The organism is Sphingomonas sp. PL-96 (genome assembly GCF_020707215.1).
Taxonomy (GTDB): Bacteria; Pseudomonadota; Alphaproteobacteria; order Sphingomonadales; family Sphingomonadaceae; genus Sphingomonas.
On sequence record NZ_JAJFET010000003.1, the window covers coordinates 1 to 18,826 of the forward strand.

At 65.6% G+C, this 18,826-nt stretch carries 14 protein-coding genes; 10 read left to right on the plus strand and 4 right to left on the minus strand.

Annotation, left to right across the window (positions count from 1 at the left end; translation table 11 throughout):
* The first annotated feature begins 276 nt into the window (after positions 1-276).
* Positions 277-426 (plus strand): hypothetical protein, encoded by a 150-nt coding sequence (locus tag LK533_RS07510; RefSeq protein ID WP_229362174.1) that lies wholly within the window; start codon positions 277-279, stop codon positions 424-426.
* A 575-nt stretch (positions 427-1,001) separates the two neighbouring features.
* Entirely contained in the window at positions 1,002-1,751 is a 750-nt protein-coding gene (locus LK533_RS07515) for an SDR family NAD(P)-dependent oxidoreductase (RefSeq protein WP_229362175.1), read from the plus strand.
* A gap of 16 nt (positions 1,752-1,767) precedes the next feature.
* Here LK533_RS07515 and LK533_RS07520 read toward each other — a convergent pair whose 3' ends face one another.
* On the minus strand, positions 1,768-2,652 hold the full coding sequence (locus LK533_RS07520; protein ID WP_229362176.1) for a LysR substrate-binding domain-containing protein: 885 nt from the start codon (positions 2,650-2,652) through the stop codon (positions 1,768-1,770).
* A gap of 124 nt (positions 2,653-2,776) precedes the next feature.
* On the opposite strand from LK533_RS07520, the gene LK533_RS07525 reads away from it, so the two are divergent.
* The 6 genes from LK533_RS07525 to LK533_RS07550 all read left to right on the plus strand — a co-directional run bounded on the left by LK533_RS07525 (position 2,777) and on the right by LK533_RS07550 (position 10,909).
* Positions 2,777-3,655, plus strand: coding sequence for a transketolase (locus LK533_RS07525; RefSeq protein WP_229362177.1), 879 nt, complete (start codon positions 2,777-2,779; stop codon positions 3,653-3,655).
* A gap of 12 nt (positions 3,656-3,667) precedes the next feature.
* Positions 3,668-4,663: a transketolase family protein gene (locus LK533_RS07530; RefSeq protein WP_229362178.1), complete on the plus strand. Its 996-nt coding sequence runs from the start codon at positions 3,668-3,670 to the stop codon at positions 4,661-4,663.
* Positions 4,664-4,710: 47 nt separating this feature from the next.
* Positions 4,711-6,009 carry an MFS transporter gene (locus LK533_RS07535; RefSeq protein ID WP_229362179.1) on the plus strand — a complete coding sequence of 433 codons (1,299 nt, stop codon included), beginning with the start codon at positions 4,711-4,713 and terminating at the stop codon, positions 6,007-6,009.
* A gap of 84 nt (positions 6,010-6,093) precedes the next feature.
* Complete coding sequence (locus LK533_RS07540; protein ID WP_229362180.1) at positions 6,094-7,479, plus strand: carbohydrate porin; 1,386 nt, start codon at positions 6,094-6,096, stop codon at positions 7,477-7,479.
* Between the two features lie 242 nt (positions 7,480-7,721).
* On the plus strand, positions 7,722-10,097 hold the full coding sequence (locus tag LK533_RS07545; RefSeq protein ID WP_229362181.1) for a membrane-bound PQQ-dependent dehydrogenase, glucose/quinate/shikimate family: 2,376 nt from the start codon (positions 7,722-7,724) through the stop codon (positions 10,095-10,097).
* 59 nt (positions 10,098-10,156) lie between these two features.
* Positions 10,157-10,909, plus strand: coding sequence for an SDR family NAD(P)-dependent oxidoreductase (locus LK533_RS07550; RefSeq protein ID WP_229362182.1), 753 nt, complete (start codon positions 10,157-10,159; stop codon positions 10,907-10,909).
* Between the two features lie 1,004 nt (positions 10,910-11,913).
* On the opposite strand, the gene LK533_RS07555 is transcribed toward LK533_RS07550, so the two are convergent.
* The gene (locus tag LK533_RS07555; RefSeq protein ID WP_229362183.1) at positions 11,914-14,070 is read right to left on the minus strand and encodes a TonB-dependent receptor; all 2,157 of its coding nucleotides are present in this window, start codon (positions 14,068-14,070) and stop codon (positions 11,914-11,916) included.
* A 244-nt stretch (positions 14,071-14,314) separates the two neighbouring features.
* Between LK533_RS07555 and LK533_RS07560 the strand changes: the two genes are divergently transcribed.
* On the plus strand, positions 14,315-15,040 hold the full coding sequence (locus LK533_RS07560; protein ID WP_229362184.1) for an SDR family NAD(P)-dependent oxidoreductase: 726 nt from the start codon (positions 14,315-14,317) through the stop codon (positions 15,038-15,040).
* A 15-nt stretch (positions 15,041-15,055) separates the two neighbouring features.
* Here LK533_RS07560 and LK533_RS07565 read toward each other — a convergent pair whose 3' ends face one another.
* Both LK533_RS07565 and LK533_RS07570 read right to left on the minus strand, forming a co-directional pair.
* Positions 15,056-15,814 carry an SDR family NAD(P)-dependent oxidoreductase gene (locus tag LK533_RS07565; RefSeq protein ID WP_229362185.1) on the minus strand — a complete coding sequence of 253 codons (759 nt, stop codon included), beginning with the start codon at positions 15,812-15,814 and terminating at the stop codon, positions 15,056-15,058.
* 35 nt (positions 15,815-15,849) lie between these two features.
* Positions 15,850-17,238: an MFS transporter gene (locus LK533_RS07570; protein WP_229362186.1), complete on the minus strand. Its 1,389-nt coding sequence runs from the start codon at positions 17,236-17,238 to the stop codon at positions 15,850-15,852.
* A gap of 356 nt (positions 17,239-17,594) precedes the next feature.
* Between LK533_RS07570 and LK533_RS07575 the strand changes: the two genes are divergently transcribed.
* Positions 17,595-18,809: a class I SAM-dependent methyltransferase gene (locus LK533_RS07575; protein ID WP_229362187.1), complete on the plus strand. Its 1,215-nt coding sequence runs from the start codon at positions 17,595-17,597 to the stop codon at positions 18,807-18,809.
* Positions 18,810-18,826 lie beyond the last annotated feature (17 nt).

Here is an 18,826-nt window from a genome sequence, read left to right on the forward strand (position 1 = left end):
AGCCCGGTAGCTCGTCAGGCTCATAACCTGAAGGTCACAGGTTCAAATCCTGTCCCCGCAACCACACACAAAACAGCCCCGTCTCACCAGAGACGGGGCTGTTTGCGTTTGAGCCGTCAGCAGCAGGGCGCAGACGGCGCTACGGCGGCTGTGCCCCTGCGCAGGGAGGCAGTCGCGGCCGCCCGGGCTTACGCCGACAAGCGCGGTTGCGCCGCTTGGCGGGAAGGTTCTCAAGCGGCTGTACGGGTCGCGTTAGGGGGCCGGGATCTGTGGCGCGTGACGGCCGACGATGCACCCATACCCGGTGAGCCGGATTGGTGGTACGAATTTGACGGCGGCCAGTCGTACTTGATCGATGCCGAGCACGGCGAGTGCGTTGGCATTGGCGTCGTCCATAGCGATGTATTCTTCGGTTCTCTGGGCTGAGTAACGCGAGCGGACGAGTCATAATCACGAGTTGAGTCTACGCTGAAGCGCCAGCGGATTGTGGTGAGGACCCAAACTCCACCGTTCAGAACGTCCTTCCCGCTCCCCTAGAAGCAGAGGCCATCGCCCACCGGTTCCGAAAGCTGCCGTTCGATCAGGTGGCTGCCGCAAGTACGATAAGTGGAAACTGGTCTGTCCGCGACCGGCAGCGAGCACTCCAAGCAGCCGAACGGAGGGCGGGCGCATTGGGCCTTGCGGATTGCTTGCTGACCGCCGCATCTGATGCCTCAGCCTTTTGTGTTGGCTGAACGAAACGTCGGCCCGACGAGGTATCCGGATGCACGGGTGTGTAATCCGACATCCCGCAGAAAGGCTGGGCACCGAAAAAAAAAAGCGCCGAGGAGCGCCTCCACGAGATGCTCCCGTTCCGCCTTTCGCAGCGGGGCATTCCCTTCGCCCGGAGTGAGTTTCCTTCATCCAAGATGTGAAACATGCGTTTGATCTACTTCGGGCGGGCGATGAATAGTCGCAGCAGGTCGGCATCAGGCCGGCGGTCAAGATCGATGGAGAGTTTGATGCTGCTTTCGGGAAAGGTTGCAATCGTCACAGGTGCCGCGTCGGCTCGCGGTATCGGCCGCGCTACGGCCCGGACCTTCGCCGAGCAAGGCGCGACGGTGGCCATCATCGACCTGGATCCGGGCAGTGCCGCGGCGGCAGCCGAGTCTCTTGGCGCAAAGCATCTGGGTCTCGGCGCAAACGTCGCCGACGAAACCGCCGTCGCCGCTGCGGTTGCCGCCGTAGCGGAGCAGTTCGGGCGGATCGACATTCTCGTCAACAATGCCGGCATCACCCAGCCGGTGAAGACGCTGGAGATCGGCCGGGCCGACTACGATCGCATCCTCGACGTCAACCTGCGCGGCACGCTGATCTGCTCGCAGGCGGTGATCCCGCACATGATCCGCGCGGGCGGCGGCAGCATCGTGTGCATCTCGTCCGTGTCGGCGCAGCGGGGCGGCGGCATCTTCGGCGGTCCGCACTACAGCGCGGCCAAGGCCGGCGTGCTCGGCCTCGCCAAGGCGATGGCGCGCGAGTTCGGGCCGCAGCAGGTGCGGGTGAACTCGATCACCCCGGGGCTGATCTCGACCGACATTACCGCGGGCAAGCTCAGCGACGCGCAGGAAGCCGAGATTCGCGCCGGCATCCCGCTCGCCCGCCTTGGCCGCGCCGACGACGTCGCCAATGCCGCGCTCTATCTCGCCAGCGACCTGTCGAGCTATCTTACCGGCATTACGCTCGACGTGAACGGCGGGATGCTGATCCACTGAGGCGCGCGGCGCGGGCTCAGCCCGCGTCCGCCGACCCGGCGAGTTCGTCGAGCAGCCAGCGCGTGAACGCCTTCACGATCGGTCGGTCGGCGTTGCGCTTGGGATAGACGAGGTAATGGCCGGTCTCGGCCAGGTCCTCGCTCCGTCCCTCCAGCGGTGCGACCAGCCGCCCGTTCGCCAGTTCGCGTTCGGCGAGCCGAGTCGAATCAAGGCAGATGCCGAGGCCATCGGCGGCGGCGCTGATCGCCATGAAGCTCCGGTCGAAGCGCATGGTCGAGCCCTGGCCTGGCTGCACTCCGTTGGCGCGAAACCACCTGTCCCACTGCACCGACTTGAGCGTGCTGCAGATCAGCATGTGTCCGAGCAGGTCCACCGGCGTCTTGATCCGGGTGGCGAGGGCGGGCGTGCACAGCGGGCGGATCCGCTCCTCGCCGAGCGGATGAACGGAAAGCCCTTCCTGTTCGCGCATGCCATAGACGATGTCGGCGTCGAACTCGTCGTTGGTGAAGCGGCTGTAGTCGGTGTCGGCGGCGATCTGCACTTCCATGCCGGGATTGGTCGCGAGGAACTTGTGCAGCCGCGGGGTCAGCCACTGCGCGGCGAAGCTCGGCGCGGCGTGGAGTCGAAGGACCTCGGCCTGGCGGCTTGCTACTGCCTTGATCCCCGAACGCACCAGCGCCAGTGCCTCCTCCACCGGGCCGTGCAGCGTACGCCCGTCAAGCGTCAGCGCGAGCTGGCGGCCGTCGCGATCGAACAGCAGCGCACCCAAATCGCGCTCGAGTTTGGCGATCGCGTGGCTGACTGCGCTGGGCGAGAGGTTGAGCTCCTCCGCCGCCGCCTTGAACGAAAGGTGGCGAGCCGCGGCATCGAAGACGTGCAAGGCACCAAGGCTGATATGCATGGGCTCACATGAACCCAGTTCATCTGTGGTGCAAACATAGCGTTTGTCTGATCGGCGCCGCCGCCGTCTACTCAGCTCACGACAGGACCGTCCGCAAGGGACGGATTGCCGAGAGGAGCCAGAAGTGAGCGCCGTTGCCGCCGCCAACATGCCCGTTCGCCAGCTAGCGGAACGGGCCTATCATATTCGCAAGCACGCCCTGCGCATGGGTGCTGTCCAGGGGCAGGGCTATGTCGGCCAGGCCCTTGGCGTCGCCGATGTGCTCGCGGTTTCCTATTTTCGTGCGCTCCGCTACCGGCCCGACGAGCCCGAATGGGAGGGCCGCGACCGTTTCCTGCTCTCGATCGGCCATTATGCGATCGCGCTCTATGCCGCGCTGATCGAGGCCGGGATCGTGCCCTTCGACGAGCGGGAGACCTATGGCTCGGACGACAGCCGACTGCCGATGTCGGGCATGGCCTCCTATACGCCCGGCATGGAAATCTCCGGCGGCTCGCTCGGCCAGGGGCTCGGCATCGCGGTCGGCATGGCATTGGGCCTCAAGCGCAAGGGCTCGGACCGCTTCGTCTACAATCTGCTCTCCGACGGCGAGCTCGGCGAAGGGTCGACCTGGGAGGCCGCGCTCTCGGCACCGCACTGGAAGCTCGACAACCTCATCGCGATCGTCGACTTCAACAACCAGCAGGCCGACGGCCCCTCGATGGACGTGCTCGGCCATCCCGATCTCGTCGCCAAGTTCCAGGCGTTCGGCTGGCATGCCCAGCGCGTCGACGGCAACGACATCGAGGCGTTGGTTGCCGCCTTCGACACCGCCCGCGAGCTGCGCGAGCCCAAGCCACGCATCATCATCGCCGACACGCTGATGGGCCGCGGCGTGCCCTTCCTCGAACAGCGCGAGAAGACGCATTTTATCCGCGTCGACGAGGATGAATGGGACAAGGCGATTGCTGATGTTGACGCCGGCTGGGCCGCCCAGGGCGGCACCGTCAACAGCGCGATCTGAGGGAACCCGACCATGAACGCACCCGTCCGCCTCAAGACCTCGGCCATGATCGCTTCGATCGCTGCCGAGGGACAGCGCACCATCGCCGCACCGTTCGGTCACGCGCTGGCCAAGGCCGCAGAGACCCGCCCGCGCATCGTCGGCATGACCGCCGATCTGGGCAAATACACCGACCTGCACATCTTCCAGCAGGCGCATCCCGACCGCTTCTATCAGATGGGCATGGCCGAGCAGTTGCTGATGATGTCGGCGGCCGGAATGGCGCGCGAGGGTTTCCAGCCCTGGGTCACGACCTATGCGGTGTTCGCCGCGCGGCGCGCCTATGACTTCCTCTGCCTCGCGATCGCCGAAGAGGACCTGGATGTGAAGGTCGCGTGCGCGCTGCCGGGCCTCACCACGGGCTATGGCCCGTCGCACCAGGCGACGGAGGATCTCGCGATCTTCCGCGGCATGCCCAACCTCACCATCCTGGATCCCTGCGACGCGATCGAGATCGAGCAGGCGACGACCGCGCTCGCCGACCATCGCGGCCCCGTCTACATGCGGTTGCTGCGCGGCAAGGTGCCGGCAGTGCTCGACGAGTATGGGTATCAGTTCGAACTCGGCAAGGCGAAAATGCTGCGCGACGGGGCCGACGTGCTGATCGTCTCGTCGGGCTTGATGACGATGCGCGCACTGGAAACCGCCGATGCGCTTCGCGCCGACAAGCTCGAGGCCGCGGTGCTCCACGTGCCCACGATCAAGCCGCTCGACGAGGAGACGATCCTGGCCGCCGCGGGTGCGAAGCCCGGCCGGCTCGTGGTGGTTGCCGAGAACCATTCGATCACCGGCGGCCTTGGCGAGGCGGTAGCGGGCGCGATGATGCGCGGCGGCGTCCACGCACCTTTCCGCCAGGTGGCGCTCCCCGACGCGTTCCTCGACGCGGGCGCGCTGCCGACGCTGCACGATCGCTACGGCATTTCGACGCAGGCCATGACCGAGAACATCAAGGCGTGGCTCGCCGCGTAACGGATGCGGGACTCGAAACATCGAGCCTGCCGGATAAGGAGAGGATTATGACCACCACTGCTCTACGCGCAGGCACTGGCGCGGTGGACGGCGGCGTCTACGGCAAGATCGCCTGGCGCATCCTGCCGTTCCTGCTGCTCTGCTACCTTGCCGCCTATATCGACCGGGTGAACATCGGCTTCGCCAAGCTCCAGATGTCTTCGGACCTGGGCTTTTCGGAAGCGGCCTATGGTTTGGGCGCCGGGATCTTCTTTATCGGCTATTCGATCTTCGAAGTGCCGAGCAACCTGATGCTGCACAAGGTCGGCGCGCGGCGGTGGATCGCGCGCATCCTGATCAGCTGGTCGCTCATCTCGGCCTGCTTCGCCTTCGTCGAAACCGAGACGCACTTCTACATCCTGCGCTTCCTGCTGGGCGTCGCGGAGGCCGGGTTCGCGCCGGGTGCGCTGCTGTACCTGACATACTGGTTCCCCGCGGCACGGCGCTCGCGCGCGAACAGCGCGATGTTCCTGGCGATCCCGCTTGCCGGCATCATCGGCGCGCCGCTGTCAGGCCTGATCATGGAGCACATGTCCGGCGTCGCCGCTTGGGAAGGCTGGCGCTGGATGTTCGTGATCGAGGCGCTGCCTGCCATGATCGCGGGATTGCTGACCTTCCGCTTCCTTCCCGACCGGCCGAGCGACGTGGACTGGCTGTCGCCCGCTGAGAAGCGTCAGGTGCTCGACGATCTTGCCGCGGATGCGGGTGTGCGAACCGAGCATCTTTCGGTCCGGCAGTTCCTTGCCGACAAGCGCCTGTGGCTGCTGTGCGCGATCTACTTCTGCGTGGTCATGGGGCAATATGCGATCACCTTCTGGCTGCCGACGATCGTCAAGAACGCTGGCGCGACCGGTCCGTTGATGAACGGGATGCTCACCACCCTGCCGTTCCTCGCCGCGATGGTGGCCATGCTCGGCTTCAGCTTCTCGGCAGATCGCCACCGCGAGCGCCGCTGGCATCTGATCGTCCCGATGGTGGTGGGTGCCGTCGCACTGACGATCGCCTCCTTTGTGCCACACGACCTGACGCTTTCGATTGTGCTGCTGTCGATCGCAGCGGCAGGCATGCTGAGCGCGACCGTGATGTTCTGGAGCTTGCCGCCCGCCTTTCTCGGCGGCGTGTGGGCGGCCGCCGGCATCGGCGGGATCAACGCGATTGGCAACGTCGCCGGCTTCGTCTCGCCCTATGTGATCGGATCGCTGGTGTCGGCCGGCGGCGACCTCCGCCTCGGCCTCTATGCGATCACCGCCGCCGTGCTGATCGGCGCAGCCTTGGTGCTGCGGGTGCCCCGCTCGGCCAATCGTTGATCCGGCGGCGCGTTCTGGCGCGCCGCCTGCTTCCACCCCTGAGGCTCGCAGGACCGCCGTGATCCGGCGCGCCGGAGGAAAGCCATGCTGATACTGGCCCTGGCAGCGTCCGTTGCTGCACCCCTTCCGGAGCAGACCGGACCGGTCCTGCCGACCCACGCCCCGGCGCAGACCGGATCCGCCGAGCCGGCCGAAGCGCCCGCGCAGGAGGCCCTGCCGCCCCGGCCGGCGCCCTCGGCGATCACGGGTGCGCCGCCGCCACCTGCACCGCATCTGCTGGGGGACTGGGGCGGAGTGCGCACTGCGCTGGAGGCGAACGGCATCACGCCCACGATCCAGTATATCGCGATGCCTGCGTGGAACGTCAGCGGCGGGACACAGGAGCGCGTAGAATATGCCGGCCAGTTGACCATGGGGGCGACGGCCGATCTCGACCGGATCGCCGGGATCCAGGGCGGATCCTTCCAGCTGCTCGTCACCAACCGCCATGGCCGCAACCTCAACGCGACCGCCGGACTGGAGGTACTCCAGCAGCCTCAGGCGATCTTCGGCGCCGGCCAGATCTGGCGGTTGTCGCAGCTCTTCTATCGCCAGAAGCTGGGGAAGGTGGAGGCCAAGATTGGCCGCATGAGCATCGGCGAGGATTTCGGCACGGCACCCTGCTTCTTCGAGAGCCTCTATTTCTGCGGCATCGTGCCGGGGCACGTCACCCCCAACTACTGGTACAACCCGCCGGTGAGCGTCTGGGGGGCGCGGGTGAAGGTGGAGGATGGTCTCGGCTACACGCAGGTCGGGGTCTACGAACGCAACCCCACCAACTTGCGCGAGGATCGTGGCTTCTACCTCGGCACCGCGGGACAGACCGGCGCGCTGATCCCGCTCGAGCGTGGCTTCACCGTGAAGCTGGGGGGCGACGCGCGGCGCCCCGGCATCTACAAGATCGGCGTGTGGCACGACACGTCGCGCAGCGAGGATCTCGTGCGCGATGTCGACGGCGGCTATGCTGCCTTGTCCGGCCTGCCGCTTGCGCAGGCACGCGGGCGATGGGGCGGCTATTTCGTCGCCCGGCAGCAGCTTACCGCGCCGGCAGCGGACGGCAGCGGTGTGTTCAACCTGTTCCTGAGCGGTACGTTGACGGACGGGCGCACCAATCTGATCCGCTCGATCCTGGTCGCCGGCGGCACCTGGTCGGGGATCCTGCGCGGCCGGCCCAAGGACGAGATCGGCCTGGCGATCGGCCGCACCCGGATCAACGATCGGCTGACCGAGGTCGAGGCACGCCAGCGCGCGCTGGGCCTGACCGACCGCTCACCCCAGCGCGCCGAATGGGCGGCCGAGCTGGCCTATTCGATCGTGGTGGATCCCGCCTTCAGCCTGCGGCCCAATCTCCAGCTCTATCACCACCCGGGCGGTCGCACCGATCGGAACACGGTTGCGGTGCTCGGCCTGGGAGCGTTCGTGACGCTGTGACCGAAGTCGGCGCCCTTGGTCGAACAGCAGCGGGATTCGGGTTTCGGCGGTAAGGCGTTCTGCTCTGCGCAACCGTGTGAGCAAGAATCACGCTGCACGAAAGTTTTGCACCTCCCGCACTGCTTGCTTGAGCTCGCTGAAAGCATGGCCGAAAGCCCGTCGTGCTCCCGCACGTCATGCCGCGCGGGAGTGTCAAGCTTCGCCACTTGGGTCCCGCGACCGTGGCAATTGCGGAGGCTCAATTGGACGTCTCAAAAGGTGCGCGGATCGCGCAACTCGCCTTCGGCGCCGTGCTCATCGCGCTCGGTGTCTTTTTCGCTGGCTTCGGCGGCTGGCTCGCCGTTCTTGGCGGCTCTCTCTACTATCTGCTGGTCGGCGTGGTGATGATCGCCAGCGGCGTGCAGGTGGCCCGTCGCAAGCCGTCCGGCTTCTTCCTCTATCTCGGCATCTGGCTGATCACCCTTGTCTGGGCGATCTGGGAAGCGGGCAGCGACCCGTGGAAGCTCGAAGTACGGCTGCTCGCGCCAAGCGTGCTGCTCGCACTGTTCCTGATCCCGGCGCTGGCGGTGCCGGCGCGCACCAGGATCTCGACCGGCCTGTGGCGCGGTTTCCAGGCGGCAACCGCGATCGCGGCGATCGGGCTTGTCGCGCTGATCCTGGTTGCGAGCTTCGGCCCGGAACGTGGCGCCCAGTCGCAGGTCGTCGCGGCAGGACCGCAGGGCGCGAGCGACTGGGGCTTCTACGGCAATGATGCCGGCGGCTCGCGCTACAGCGCCGCGGCACAGATCACGCCCGGCAACGTCCGCGAGCTCGAGGTCGCCTGGATCTCCAACAGCGGCGACGGTCCCGACGAGACCGAGATCCACCACAAGGGTCGCGAATATCATTCCGAAGCGACCCCGCTGAAGATCGGGAACTCGCTGTTCACCTGCACGCCGCATTCCATGGCGCTCGCGATCGACGCGACGACTGGCAAGACGCGCTGGAAGTTCGATCCCAAGCTGCCGCGCACCAACCCGTACATCGTCTGCCGCGGCGTCGCTTATTATGCCGCGCCGCAGGCTGCGGAGTGCAAGACCCGTATCTTCCTGCCCACCATGGATGCCCGCATCTTCGCCATCGACGCGGAGACCGGACAGCCTTGCCGCAGCTTCGGCAACAACGGCGCAGTCGACCTGCGCGACCAGACCGGCACCTGGCCTCCGGGCTGGCAGGTCTCGACGTCGACGCCGCTGGTCATCAATGACCGGCTCGTGATCGGTAGCCGGGTGATCGACAACATGTCGACCAACGCGCCGTCGGGTGTGGTCCGCGCCTTTGACCCGGTCAGCGGTACGCAGGCCTGGGCGTGGGACGTCGGCCGCTCGCCCGACGCGCTGCCGGGGCGCCTGCCGGAAGGGCAGGAATATACCCGCAGCACCCCCAACGTCTGGGGCCCGATCACCGGCGATCCGAAGCTCGGCCTCGTCTATCTGGGCACCGGCAACCCGTCGCCCGACTACTATACCGGATTCCGTCGCGCCTTCGACCGCCGCTTCGGCTCGTCGATCGTCGCGCTGGAGGCCGCCACCGGCAAGCTCCGCTGGAACTTCCAGATGGTCCACGACGACATGTGGGACTTCGACACGCCGATCGGCCCGTCGCTGTTCGACACGGCGGATGGCACTCCTGCGCTGATTCAGACGACCAAGACGGGTCAGGTGTTCATGCTCAACCGCGCGACCGGCAAGCCGATCGCTCGCGTCGAGGAGCGTCCCGTCGACCAGGTCGGCGCGGTCCCCGGCACCTTCATCTCCAAGACGCAGCCATTCTCGGTCGGCATGCCGAGCCTCACCCCGCCCAAGCTGACGCCGCAGGACATGTGGGGCGCGACGCCGCTCGACCAGCTGATGTGTCGCATCGACCTGGCACGGGCTCGCAACACTGGGATCTTCACGCCGATCGGGCCGAGCCGTTCGATCGGCAACCCCGCGTTCGATGGGGTCACCGACTGGGGCGGTGCCTCGGTCGACACGCAGAACCGCGTGATGTTCGTCAACACGATGAACATGCCGTTCTACTTCGAGCTGGTGGATCGCAACAGCGCGCGGGGCAAGGAACTGCTCAAGCGCAAGAGCAGCGGCGGCGAGAATGCCAAGAAGCTCGACGTGCGTGTCCAGGCGGGTACCCCCTATCTGGCGACGCTGCGGGCCTGGCTGAGCCCGGCGACGGTGCCCTGCGTGCCGCCGCCCTGGGGCGAGATGGTCGCGATTGATCTCGACACGCGCCAGATCCTGTGGCGCAAGACGCTGGGCACGGCGCGGGACAACAACCTGTTCGGCCTGCAGCGGAACCTGCCGCTTCCGACCGGTACGCCGAACCTGGGCGGTTCGATCGTCACTGCCGGTGGCCTGGTCTTCATCGGCGCGACCACCGACCAGTATCTTCGAGCCTTTGACGCTCGGACCGGCAAGGAGGTCTGGCAGCACCGGCTCAAGGCCGGCGCCACCGCCACGCCGATGACCTATGTCGGCGCCGATGGTCGCCAGTATGTGGTGATCACCGCGGGCGGGCATGGCGCGCTTGGCACCCGGTACGGCGATGAGACCATCGCCTTTGCGCTGCCTCCTCGCAGCTGAGACACGAACCCGGAAGGGCGGCGCAAGCCGCCCTTCTTTTTTCTCCAAGGAGATCAGAAATGGATTTGGGACTGAACGGCGCCAAGGTGCTCGTCAGCGGCGGATCGCGCGGGATCGGCCGCGCGATCGCCGAATGTTTCCTGGCCGAAGGTGCTGAGGTCGCGTTCTGCGCGCGTAGCCCCGAGGGTGTCGCGGACGCGCAGCGCGCGCTTGGCGAGCGCAGCCATGGCAGTGCGGTCGACGTGACCGATGCCGATGCGATCGCGCGCTGGATCGCGGAGGCCGGCGAGCGCATGGGCGGCATCGACATCGTCGTGCCGAATGTCAGCGCGCTTGCCGGCGGCGGCGATCTCGCCACCTGGCGCCGCGCCTTCGAGACCGACATCCTCGGCAGCGTTGCGATGGCCAATGCTGCATTGCCCTTCCTCAGGGAGTCGGCGATCGCGTCGGTGGTGCTGGTGTCGAGCGTGTCGGGGCGCGAAGTCGACATGTTCGCCGAGCCCTACGGCGTGCTCAAGGCAGCGCTGATCCACTACGGCAAGACGCTGTCTGAGCGGCATGCGGCAGACGGCATCCGCGTCAACACGGTCTCGCCGGGCAATGTCTACTTCCCCGACGGCGTCTGGGGCTCGATCGAGCGCGAGGCGCCGGACGTGTTCGAACGCTGCATGGCGCAGAACCCCTTCGGCCGCATGGCCCGTCCTGACGAGGTCGCCAAGGCGGTCGTCTTCCTGGCCAGCCCGGCCGCGAGCTTCACCACCGGCACCAATCTGCTGGTCGATGGCGGATTGACCAAGGCGGTGCAGTTCTGATCGGCAGCAACGATGCATTTTTGTGCGTCGGCAAACTCCGACCGACAGTGCCAGAGCGGGGGTGGTTGTAAAATCAGCGCAAGGGGGCCGATGATCCATAAAGGCCAATGGCAATCGTGCGGTCGAGGCCAGGCTGTCGATGGCATACTACGTCATCGAGCGGATGAACCTGGATCTCTGCGGACTTGCCAGCCACATGTGACCAGATCTGCATTGAGAACATAGACGATGTCGATGCTGCCATCGCCTCCGCGGGAAAGGAGGGCATCAGGAAGATCGCCGGGAGGTTGTTGCAGCGACATGAACGCCGCTGCGGCGTCGATCGCTGCCGACCGACCAGTTGACCTCGCAACGGCAGCTTCACCAACGTCGTTTGTCAACACTTGCCAGTCCCTGACTGGCCCTTTCCGGCTAGGCAACGAGTCAGCGAATCAAAGTGGCTGCATGTCCCCGCAACCAAACACAAAACAGCCCCGCCTCACCAGAGACGGGGCTGCTTGCGGTTGGGGCGTCAGCGGCAGGGCCGCGTCAGCGGAAGGACCCAGACTAGGCTACGGCGCCTGTGCCCCTGCACAGGTCGATTGCGAGCTTGCCGTCTTCCCGCGTGAGCACCACCGCCTCGAAGAGGGCGCCGATGCGTTCAATGCCTGGGCCTTCAATGCCGCAACCTCGAACCCCTCCGCGGGACGGACCCTCGACTTCGATAGGTCGGACCGAGACCGGGGTGGAGCAGCGCGGAGACGTCCTCGCGGATGGCACTCACCTCCAGCTCGGCGCTCAGTTGCCTCCCGCGCTCACTAGGCTGCTTCAACTCCTCCACGAACATTGCGGCGTCGACGCCCTTGAGAATGGAAAGCCGTCCACGTCATCAACAGTCGAGATGCGCGGGCGAACGTTGATCCAGGACAGGTGCGTCCTGGCGGATCAGCGCCGGGGTTATCAGCGTACGGCGGTCCCGGGAAGAGACGGGAAGTCTCCCGCCTCTTCCCTAGCTTTAGCGAGCGTTAGAACTTTTTGCTGAGCGACACCCGCCAGGTCCGCGGATCGCCGAGGAAGCGAGGACGGATGACGCTGAAGCCGAAACCGGTGGTCCAGTAACGATCGTCGGTCAGGTTCTTGACGTTGAGCTTGAGGGACCAGTCGTCCAGGTCATAGCCGACATAGGCGTTGACGATGTCCGTCGCCGGAACGTGCCCGTAGAAGGAATTGTCGGGCGTCGAGTAATAGTCAGACCGGGCGTTGTAGTTCGCACCCAGCAGGAACGTGCCCGGGCCGGCCGCGAGCGACAGATCCGCGCCGACTGTTGCCTGGTACTTGAAGACGTTGGTCATCTCGTTACCGACAAAGGTGCTCGCCGCATTTGCGACCTCGTCTGCAGATTCCTTGTACTTGCCGTCATTGTAGACGCCGTTCGCCCAGAGGGTGAGGGCAGGGATCGGCCGGACATTCAGCTCCGCCTCGATGCCCTTGTGCCGGGCGGCATAGTTCTGGGTAAGGAAGACCCCTTCATCGGTCACCAGCTGCTGCTGGATGCTGCTGTAGTCGTTGATAAAGGCCGAGACGTTCAGCCGGGCGTGATGATCGAAGAACTCGCTCTTGAAGCCGAGCTCATAGGCTTTGACCTTCTGCGCGGCGAACGGCAGGTCCACCTGGGCCGCGGTATCGGAAAGCCCGTTGTAGCCGCCCGCTTTGAAGCCTTCGCTGTAGCTTGCGTAGAGGAGCAGGTTATCCAGCGCCTGATAGTCCAGGCTCGCCTTGGGCAGGAAGTCCTTGAACTTGTCGTGCCGGACTACCCGGACGCCGCTGATGGTCGCATCGAGCGATTTGTGATCCTCGGTGTAGCGGCCACCCAGGTTCAGCGTGAGCTCCGGCGTGAAATGCAGTCCGACCTGACCAAAGGCAGCGTAACTGTTGGTGACGATGTTGAACTCGTGCGGGATCTCACTGCCGAACAGCTCGGTCCGGATGTTCTGCGCGCCCGCCTCACGGAAGTAGTAGAGGCCGCCGACGAACGACAGAAACTCGTTCAAGGCGGTGCCGCGCAGCTGGAGTTCCTGGCTAAGCGCGGTCTGGTGGCTGGCGGACGTGTTCACATATTGCGCCGTATATCCCTCGCCTGGAATGCCGAGCGCGGCGTTAGGGGTACCGCCGCTGAAATCCAGCGTCCAAGCATCGGTGAGCTTGGACCAAGCCGAGATCGAGGCGAGCTCGACGGTGTTGCTGAGCTGGGCGGTGACGTTGAGGCTGGTGCCGTACTGGCGCACATCGGTGTAGGCCTCGCGCGGGGAGTTCACGACGCGGTACGAACCCGAAGTGGGCTGGATCGCCTTGTAGTCGGTTTCAGTGCTCGTCGGATCAAGGCCGACGGCGTAAAGGCCATCGCTGCTGAGGTGTGAGTAGAAGCCCTTCAGCCGGGCCTTGATGTCGCCCTTGTCGTAGACAACGTCGCCCTGAAAGCCCTGGTAGGATTCGGCGCCGACCTTCTTGTCGAGGGTGGCGTTATACTGGCGGCCGCCGTCGCGGTCGCGGATGATGCCGGAGAAGCCGGCGCGCAGATCGCCGTCCTTGGTGACCGGCCCGCTGATCGCGGCCTTGCCGTAGAATTCGTCCCAGCTGCCCGCACCAATCTCGATGCGTCCCTGGGTGGTCTCCCCGGGTTCGCGCGTCACGATCTTGAGCGCGCCGGCCGAGCTGTTGCGGCCATAAAGCGTTCCCTGCGGCCCGCGCAGCACCTCGATCCGCTCCACGTCGAGCGCCTCGATGAACGACGCCGCGGTGCGCGGCTGATAGACGTCATCGATATAGACGCCGACCTCTGGCTCGGAGGTGATGTTGGATCCGTCGGTAACGCCGCCGCCGCGAATGAACGGCACGATGCCCGCCGACCCCCCGGTCGTCGTCGTGATCTGCACGTTGGGCGCGATCTGGCCGATGTCCTTGGCCGAGGTGATCTGCAGCTTCTCCAGGGCCTCGGAAGTGATCGCGGTGACGGCGACCGGGACCTTCTGGACCGACTGCGAGGTACGTTGGGCGGTTACGACGATGTCGCCGAGACCGCCGTCGGCGGAGCCCGCAGGGGCTTCCTGCGGCGGGGTGGCATCCTGTGCCTGAGCGGGGGTAACCAGAAGGGTCGAGGAAATTAAAGTAGTCGAAAGCAGCATGCATCGTACAAATCGGTTAGCCATGTCGGTATGCCCCTAGCTCTTTCTATCGCCGCTGGCATTGCAGGCGATGCGAGCGGGGACTGTTAGGCATATTCGCGGATTTCGCCGCCTGTCGGTCAATGACGTCACAAAACTGCGATTTAACCGCCTGCCGGCTGAGCCGGGATGATTGCGCTGCAGCCCCACCGGACAGGCCATGCTGGCTTCCACGGAACACGCAAGCAGGAAAAGGGTGGGGCGCATGGAGCTGGATGGACGCATTGCGGTGGTCACCGGTGCTGCTTCCGGGATCGGCAGCGCGGCGGCCCGGCGGATCGCAGGGCTGGGCGCAACGGTGATCGGGTTCGATCAGGCCGCCGACGGGGCGATCATGGCTGTGGACGTGGCGGATCGCGCGGCAGTGGACCGGGCGGTCGCGGAGGTGATCGCCACTCACGGCCGCGTCGACATGCTGGTAAACGCAGCCGGAATTGGCCGGCTCGGCACGATCCTGGATATTGCGCCCGCCGATTGGGACGCGGTGCTCCAGGTCAATCTGCAGGGCAGCTTTGCCACTTGCCGGGCGGTGGCGCCCCATATGGTCGCGCGGCGGAGCGGCGCGATCGTCAACATCGGGTCCACCTTTGGTCTGGTCGCTCGCGATCAGAGCCTCGCCTACGCGGTGAGCAAGGCGGCGGTGATCCACCTCACCCGCGTCATGGCAGTGGACCTCTCCGACAGCGGCGTGCGCGTCAACTGTGTGTGTCCGGGGCTGATCGAGACGCCGATGACGTCCGAACTCTTCACGGACGAGGCGCGCCGGATCCTGGAGCAGAACGTCGCGCTGCACGCGATGCGGCGGCGGGGCCAGCCGGACGAAGTGGCGGAGGCGATCGCCTTCCTCCTTTCCGACCGCGCATCGTTCATGACCGGCGCGATCGTGCCGGTGGACGGCGGCTACACCGCCGGCAAGTGGGTGCAGGACTGAGCCGGGTGCCGGGCGTCAAGCGCCCGGCATGTTGCCGCAATCAACCGGCAGGAACACGCCGGTGATGGCGTGGCTCGCCGGATCCGACATCATCAGCACGCCGTGCGCGATGTCCTGTGCGGTGGCCAGGCGATTCATCGGCGAATAGCCGGCCATCAGGGCGAGATAGGCAGCGGGATCGCCGTCCTTGTGGAGATTTCCCATCAGCATCGGCGTGTCCACCGCCCCCGGGAGCACGGCGTTGACCCGGATGTTGTACTTGCCAGCGCTTTTCGCCGCGGTGCGCGTGGTCATGAGCATCGCCGCCTTTGACCCGCAATATGCGGCACCGTCCGGATTGGCCGTAATCGACATGCCCGAGCCGATGTTGACGATGGCTCCGCCACCCGACGCCTTCATGCGCAGGATCGCATGCTTGCAGCCGAGGAACGCGCCATCGGCGTTGACCGCGAAGTGGCGGCGCCAGACGTCGATCGTCATGTCCTCGAACGCGATGTTGGGGGCGTAGAAGCCGGCGTTATTGACCAGAATGTCGATCCGGCCGAACTGCGCTTCGATCGCGTTCATCGCCGCGGTCCAGGCTGCGTCGTGGGTGACGTCGAGGGCGCAGGACGCAGCACCGCCCCCGAGTTCGTCGGCGAAGGCTGCAGCGGGCGCCTCCGCCAGGTCGGCGACCATCACACGGCCGCCCTCCGCTGCATAGGCGCGGCAGATGGCGCGACCGATGCCGCCGGTGCCGCCGGTTACCAGAATGTTCTGATTGGCAAACCGCATGGGTGTTTCCGTTCAAACAGGGAAAGCGCGGCCGCTCATGCGACTGCAGGAACTGGAGCTCCAGCCGTGCTGCCGTTCAGCCGGTACCGCGAGAAGAGCAGCAGACTCGCCAGCTGCGCACCCGCCGGGATGAACGAATACAGTAGAAGGATGCCGGTGATTGCTTGGGGGCTCTGGGCAACGGCGCCGCCCGTCGAGCTGTGGAAGCCGAAGAGGCTGAGCACGATTCCGCCTACCAGCGGCCCAAGCGCGAACGCGAGCTTCTCGGCTGCTGAGAATAGACCGGAGAAGACGCCTTCATGCGCAACGCCGAAGCGCTGACGCTGATAGTCGACCGTGTCGGTAAGCATCGACAGCGCGAGCAGTACGAACCCAGAATTGACGACCCCGATGAAGACTCCGCGCACCAGGACCAGGACGTGCTGCGTCGCAAGTGGACCGACGAGCGGCAGCGTGACCAGAACGTCGTTGCCCGGGCGGAGATAGAACCAGGTCGCAGTGACCGCGGCCCAGCCGATCGACCCCGCGACATAGCAGCGCTCCTTGCCGAAGCGGCGCGACAGCGACAGCCAGAAGGGCTGGCTGAGGATGCTGCCCAGGCTCATCGACAGCACGAACAGCGGAATCAGCCAGATTGCATCAAGCGCATAGAGGAAGATAAACCCGATCACCGTATAGCTGGCGGCCTGGCCGATGTTCTGGATGAAGGTGGTGCCGAGCAGGACCGTGTACGGCCGATTGGCGAAGACCGGGGCGAGCTGATCGCGGAGGCGCGGCGGCGATTCGCCGCCGGGGAGCAGCGCCACGTGGCGCAGGCCGAGCGCCGTGACCAGCATCGAGACCAAGCAGATGCCGGCAAAGGCGATCGCCATGACGTGCCAGCCATGCGCACCGCCGCCAAGCCAGAAGATCAAAGGCTGCGCGAGCCCCACGCCCAGCATCACCCCGATGATCGTGAAGACCATGCGGAACACCATGATGCGGGTGCGTTCGTGCGGGTCTGTCGACAGTTCGGAGGCGATGGCCAGATAGGGCACCGAAAACAGGCTGAACGCCGTCGAGGCGACAAAGAACAGCACGCAGATCGCCGCCGCGGCGACATAGGGGTTCGAATAGCTGGTGATCGTGAACAGCGCGACGAAGCTGAGGCTGGTCAGGACCGCACCGACCAGCAGGAACGGTGTGCGACCATGGCGCGCCTTCGCACGATCCGAATAGGCGCCGACCAAGGGATCGCAGAGGATCACCCAGAGTTTCGGGATAAGGATCGCGATGCCGGCAAGCCATGCGGGCACACCAAGCATGGTGGTCATGAACATCGGCAACAGCACCGCCGGCGTGTCGCGAAAGATCTGCGCCCCCAATTGCCCCGCGCCGTAGCGCGTGACGATGCTCGTCGAGATCCGGCCAAGCGCTTCATTCATGTGTCTGGTTCACTCCCTGTTCGCCGTTCCTGGCAAGAGGGCCGCAGGCGCGGCGTCGAAATGCTAACCCTAAGCATTGGGCGGCCACGGTACAGCCGTCACCTCTGTCCGGCAGTCGGATAGCGGTTGCGCCGGTCTTCGTGACTGGCATGCGCACGAGTCAGCCAGTTCGATACCGGGGAGATCGGTGCGCGCGTCCATTGATCCGGGCGCAAGCCGGTAACCGCCTGGCGATCAAACGGCGGTGGCGCGTGGCACATGCCGCGGAGGGACTTCTAGCTTTCGGACCAGGCGAATATAGCTGGGCAGAGGCCTTGGTGACCGAGGCCGGTTTCTGGCGGAAGAGGACGGATCCGATGCTCAATACTTTTCAGCAGGCCCGACATGCCGTGTTGCCCGATGCAACGCCTGAGGAAGCGGCTCGCCAGGAATTTGTGAAGAGCCTCAAGCACTTCATCCAACAGGGCATCCTGCCCGGCCTGGGCCCGATCTATCGGACGCGGGCCACCAAGCGGTTCGAAAAGGAAACCGGCAGCGCACCATCCGACCGTCACGACATCCGCAAGGCGATGGTTCCGGACACCTATTTTCAGCATTATGCGGCGGTGAACCGGATCAGCCAGGAGCTGCTCTGGGACAGCGTGATCGACAGCATCGACCGCGAGGGCGAGGGACTGGTCGAGCGGGCCGAGGAAGCGGCTGCGACCAACAAAGGCACGCTGCGCATCGACGAGGCGTTCCAGGTGCCGAAGTATGTGTCGTCGCTCGACATCCACTGCATGCCCGGCGGCTATGCGGGGCGCCCCGGCAACGACGATTTGCGGCTCGGCGCGTTGTATGACCGCGGCGTGTTCCTCTACGCCATGGGCTATACCGGCCCGGACAATGACGACATGGGTCGCTCGGTCTGCCTCTACATCAAGTCGCGGCTCGGAGACTTCAAGCCGCGCCGCATCCTCGACATGGGCTGCACCGTTGGTCACTCGACGCTGCCCTACAAGGAGCTGTTCCCCGAGGCGGAGGTGTGGGGCATCGACGTTGGCGGGCCGCAGGTACGTTATGCGCACGCCCGCGCCGGCGGCATGGGGCTGGACGTCAACTTCGCCCAGATGAATGCCGAGAAGATCGACTTCCCTGATGGCCATTTCGACCTGATCGTCAGCCACATCCTGCTGCACGAGACGTCGGGCAAGGCGATGCCGCAGATCTTCAAGGAATGCCACCGGCTGCTGTCGCCCGGCGGCTTCATGATCCACGCCGATCTGCCGCCGTTCGACCTGATGGACCCGTTTACCCAGTTCATCCTCGACAACGAGACCTATTATAACAACGAGCCGTTCTGGGGCGCGATGCGCGACCTGGACCAGATCAAGCTGGCGCGCGAGGCCGGGTTTCCGGCGGAGACGATCCGCTTCGACACGGCACCGATGGCGGTGATGATGTTCGCCGAGAGCGAGGCCGCCGGATACAGCCAGGATGCCGCCGATTCCGTCGCCGAGCGCGATTTCGTCGCCGGTGAATTCGCCCCCGGCGGCGGATGGGAAGTGCTGATCGCGCAGAAGCAGGCCTGAGAGGAAGCATAGAAGAT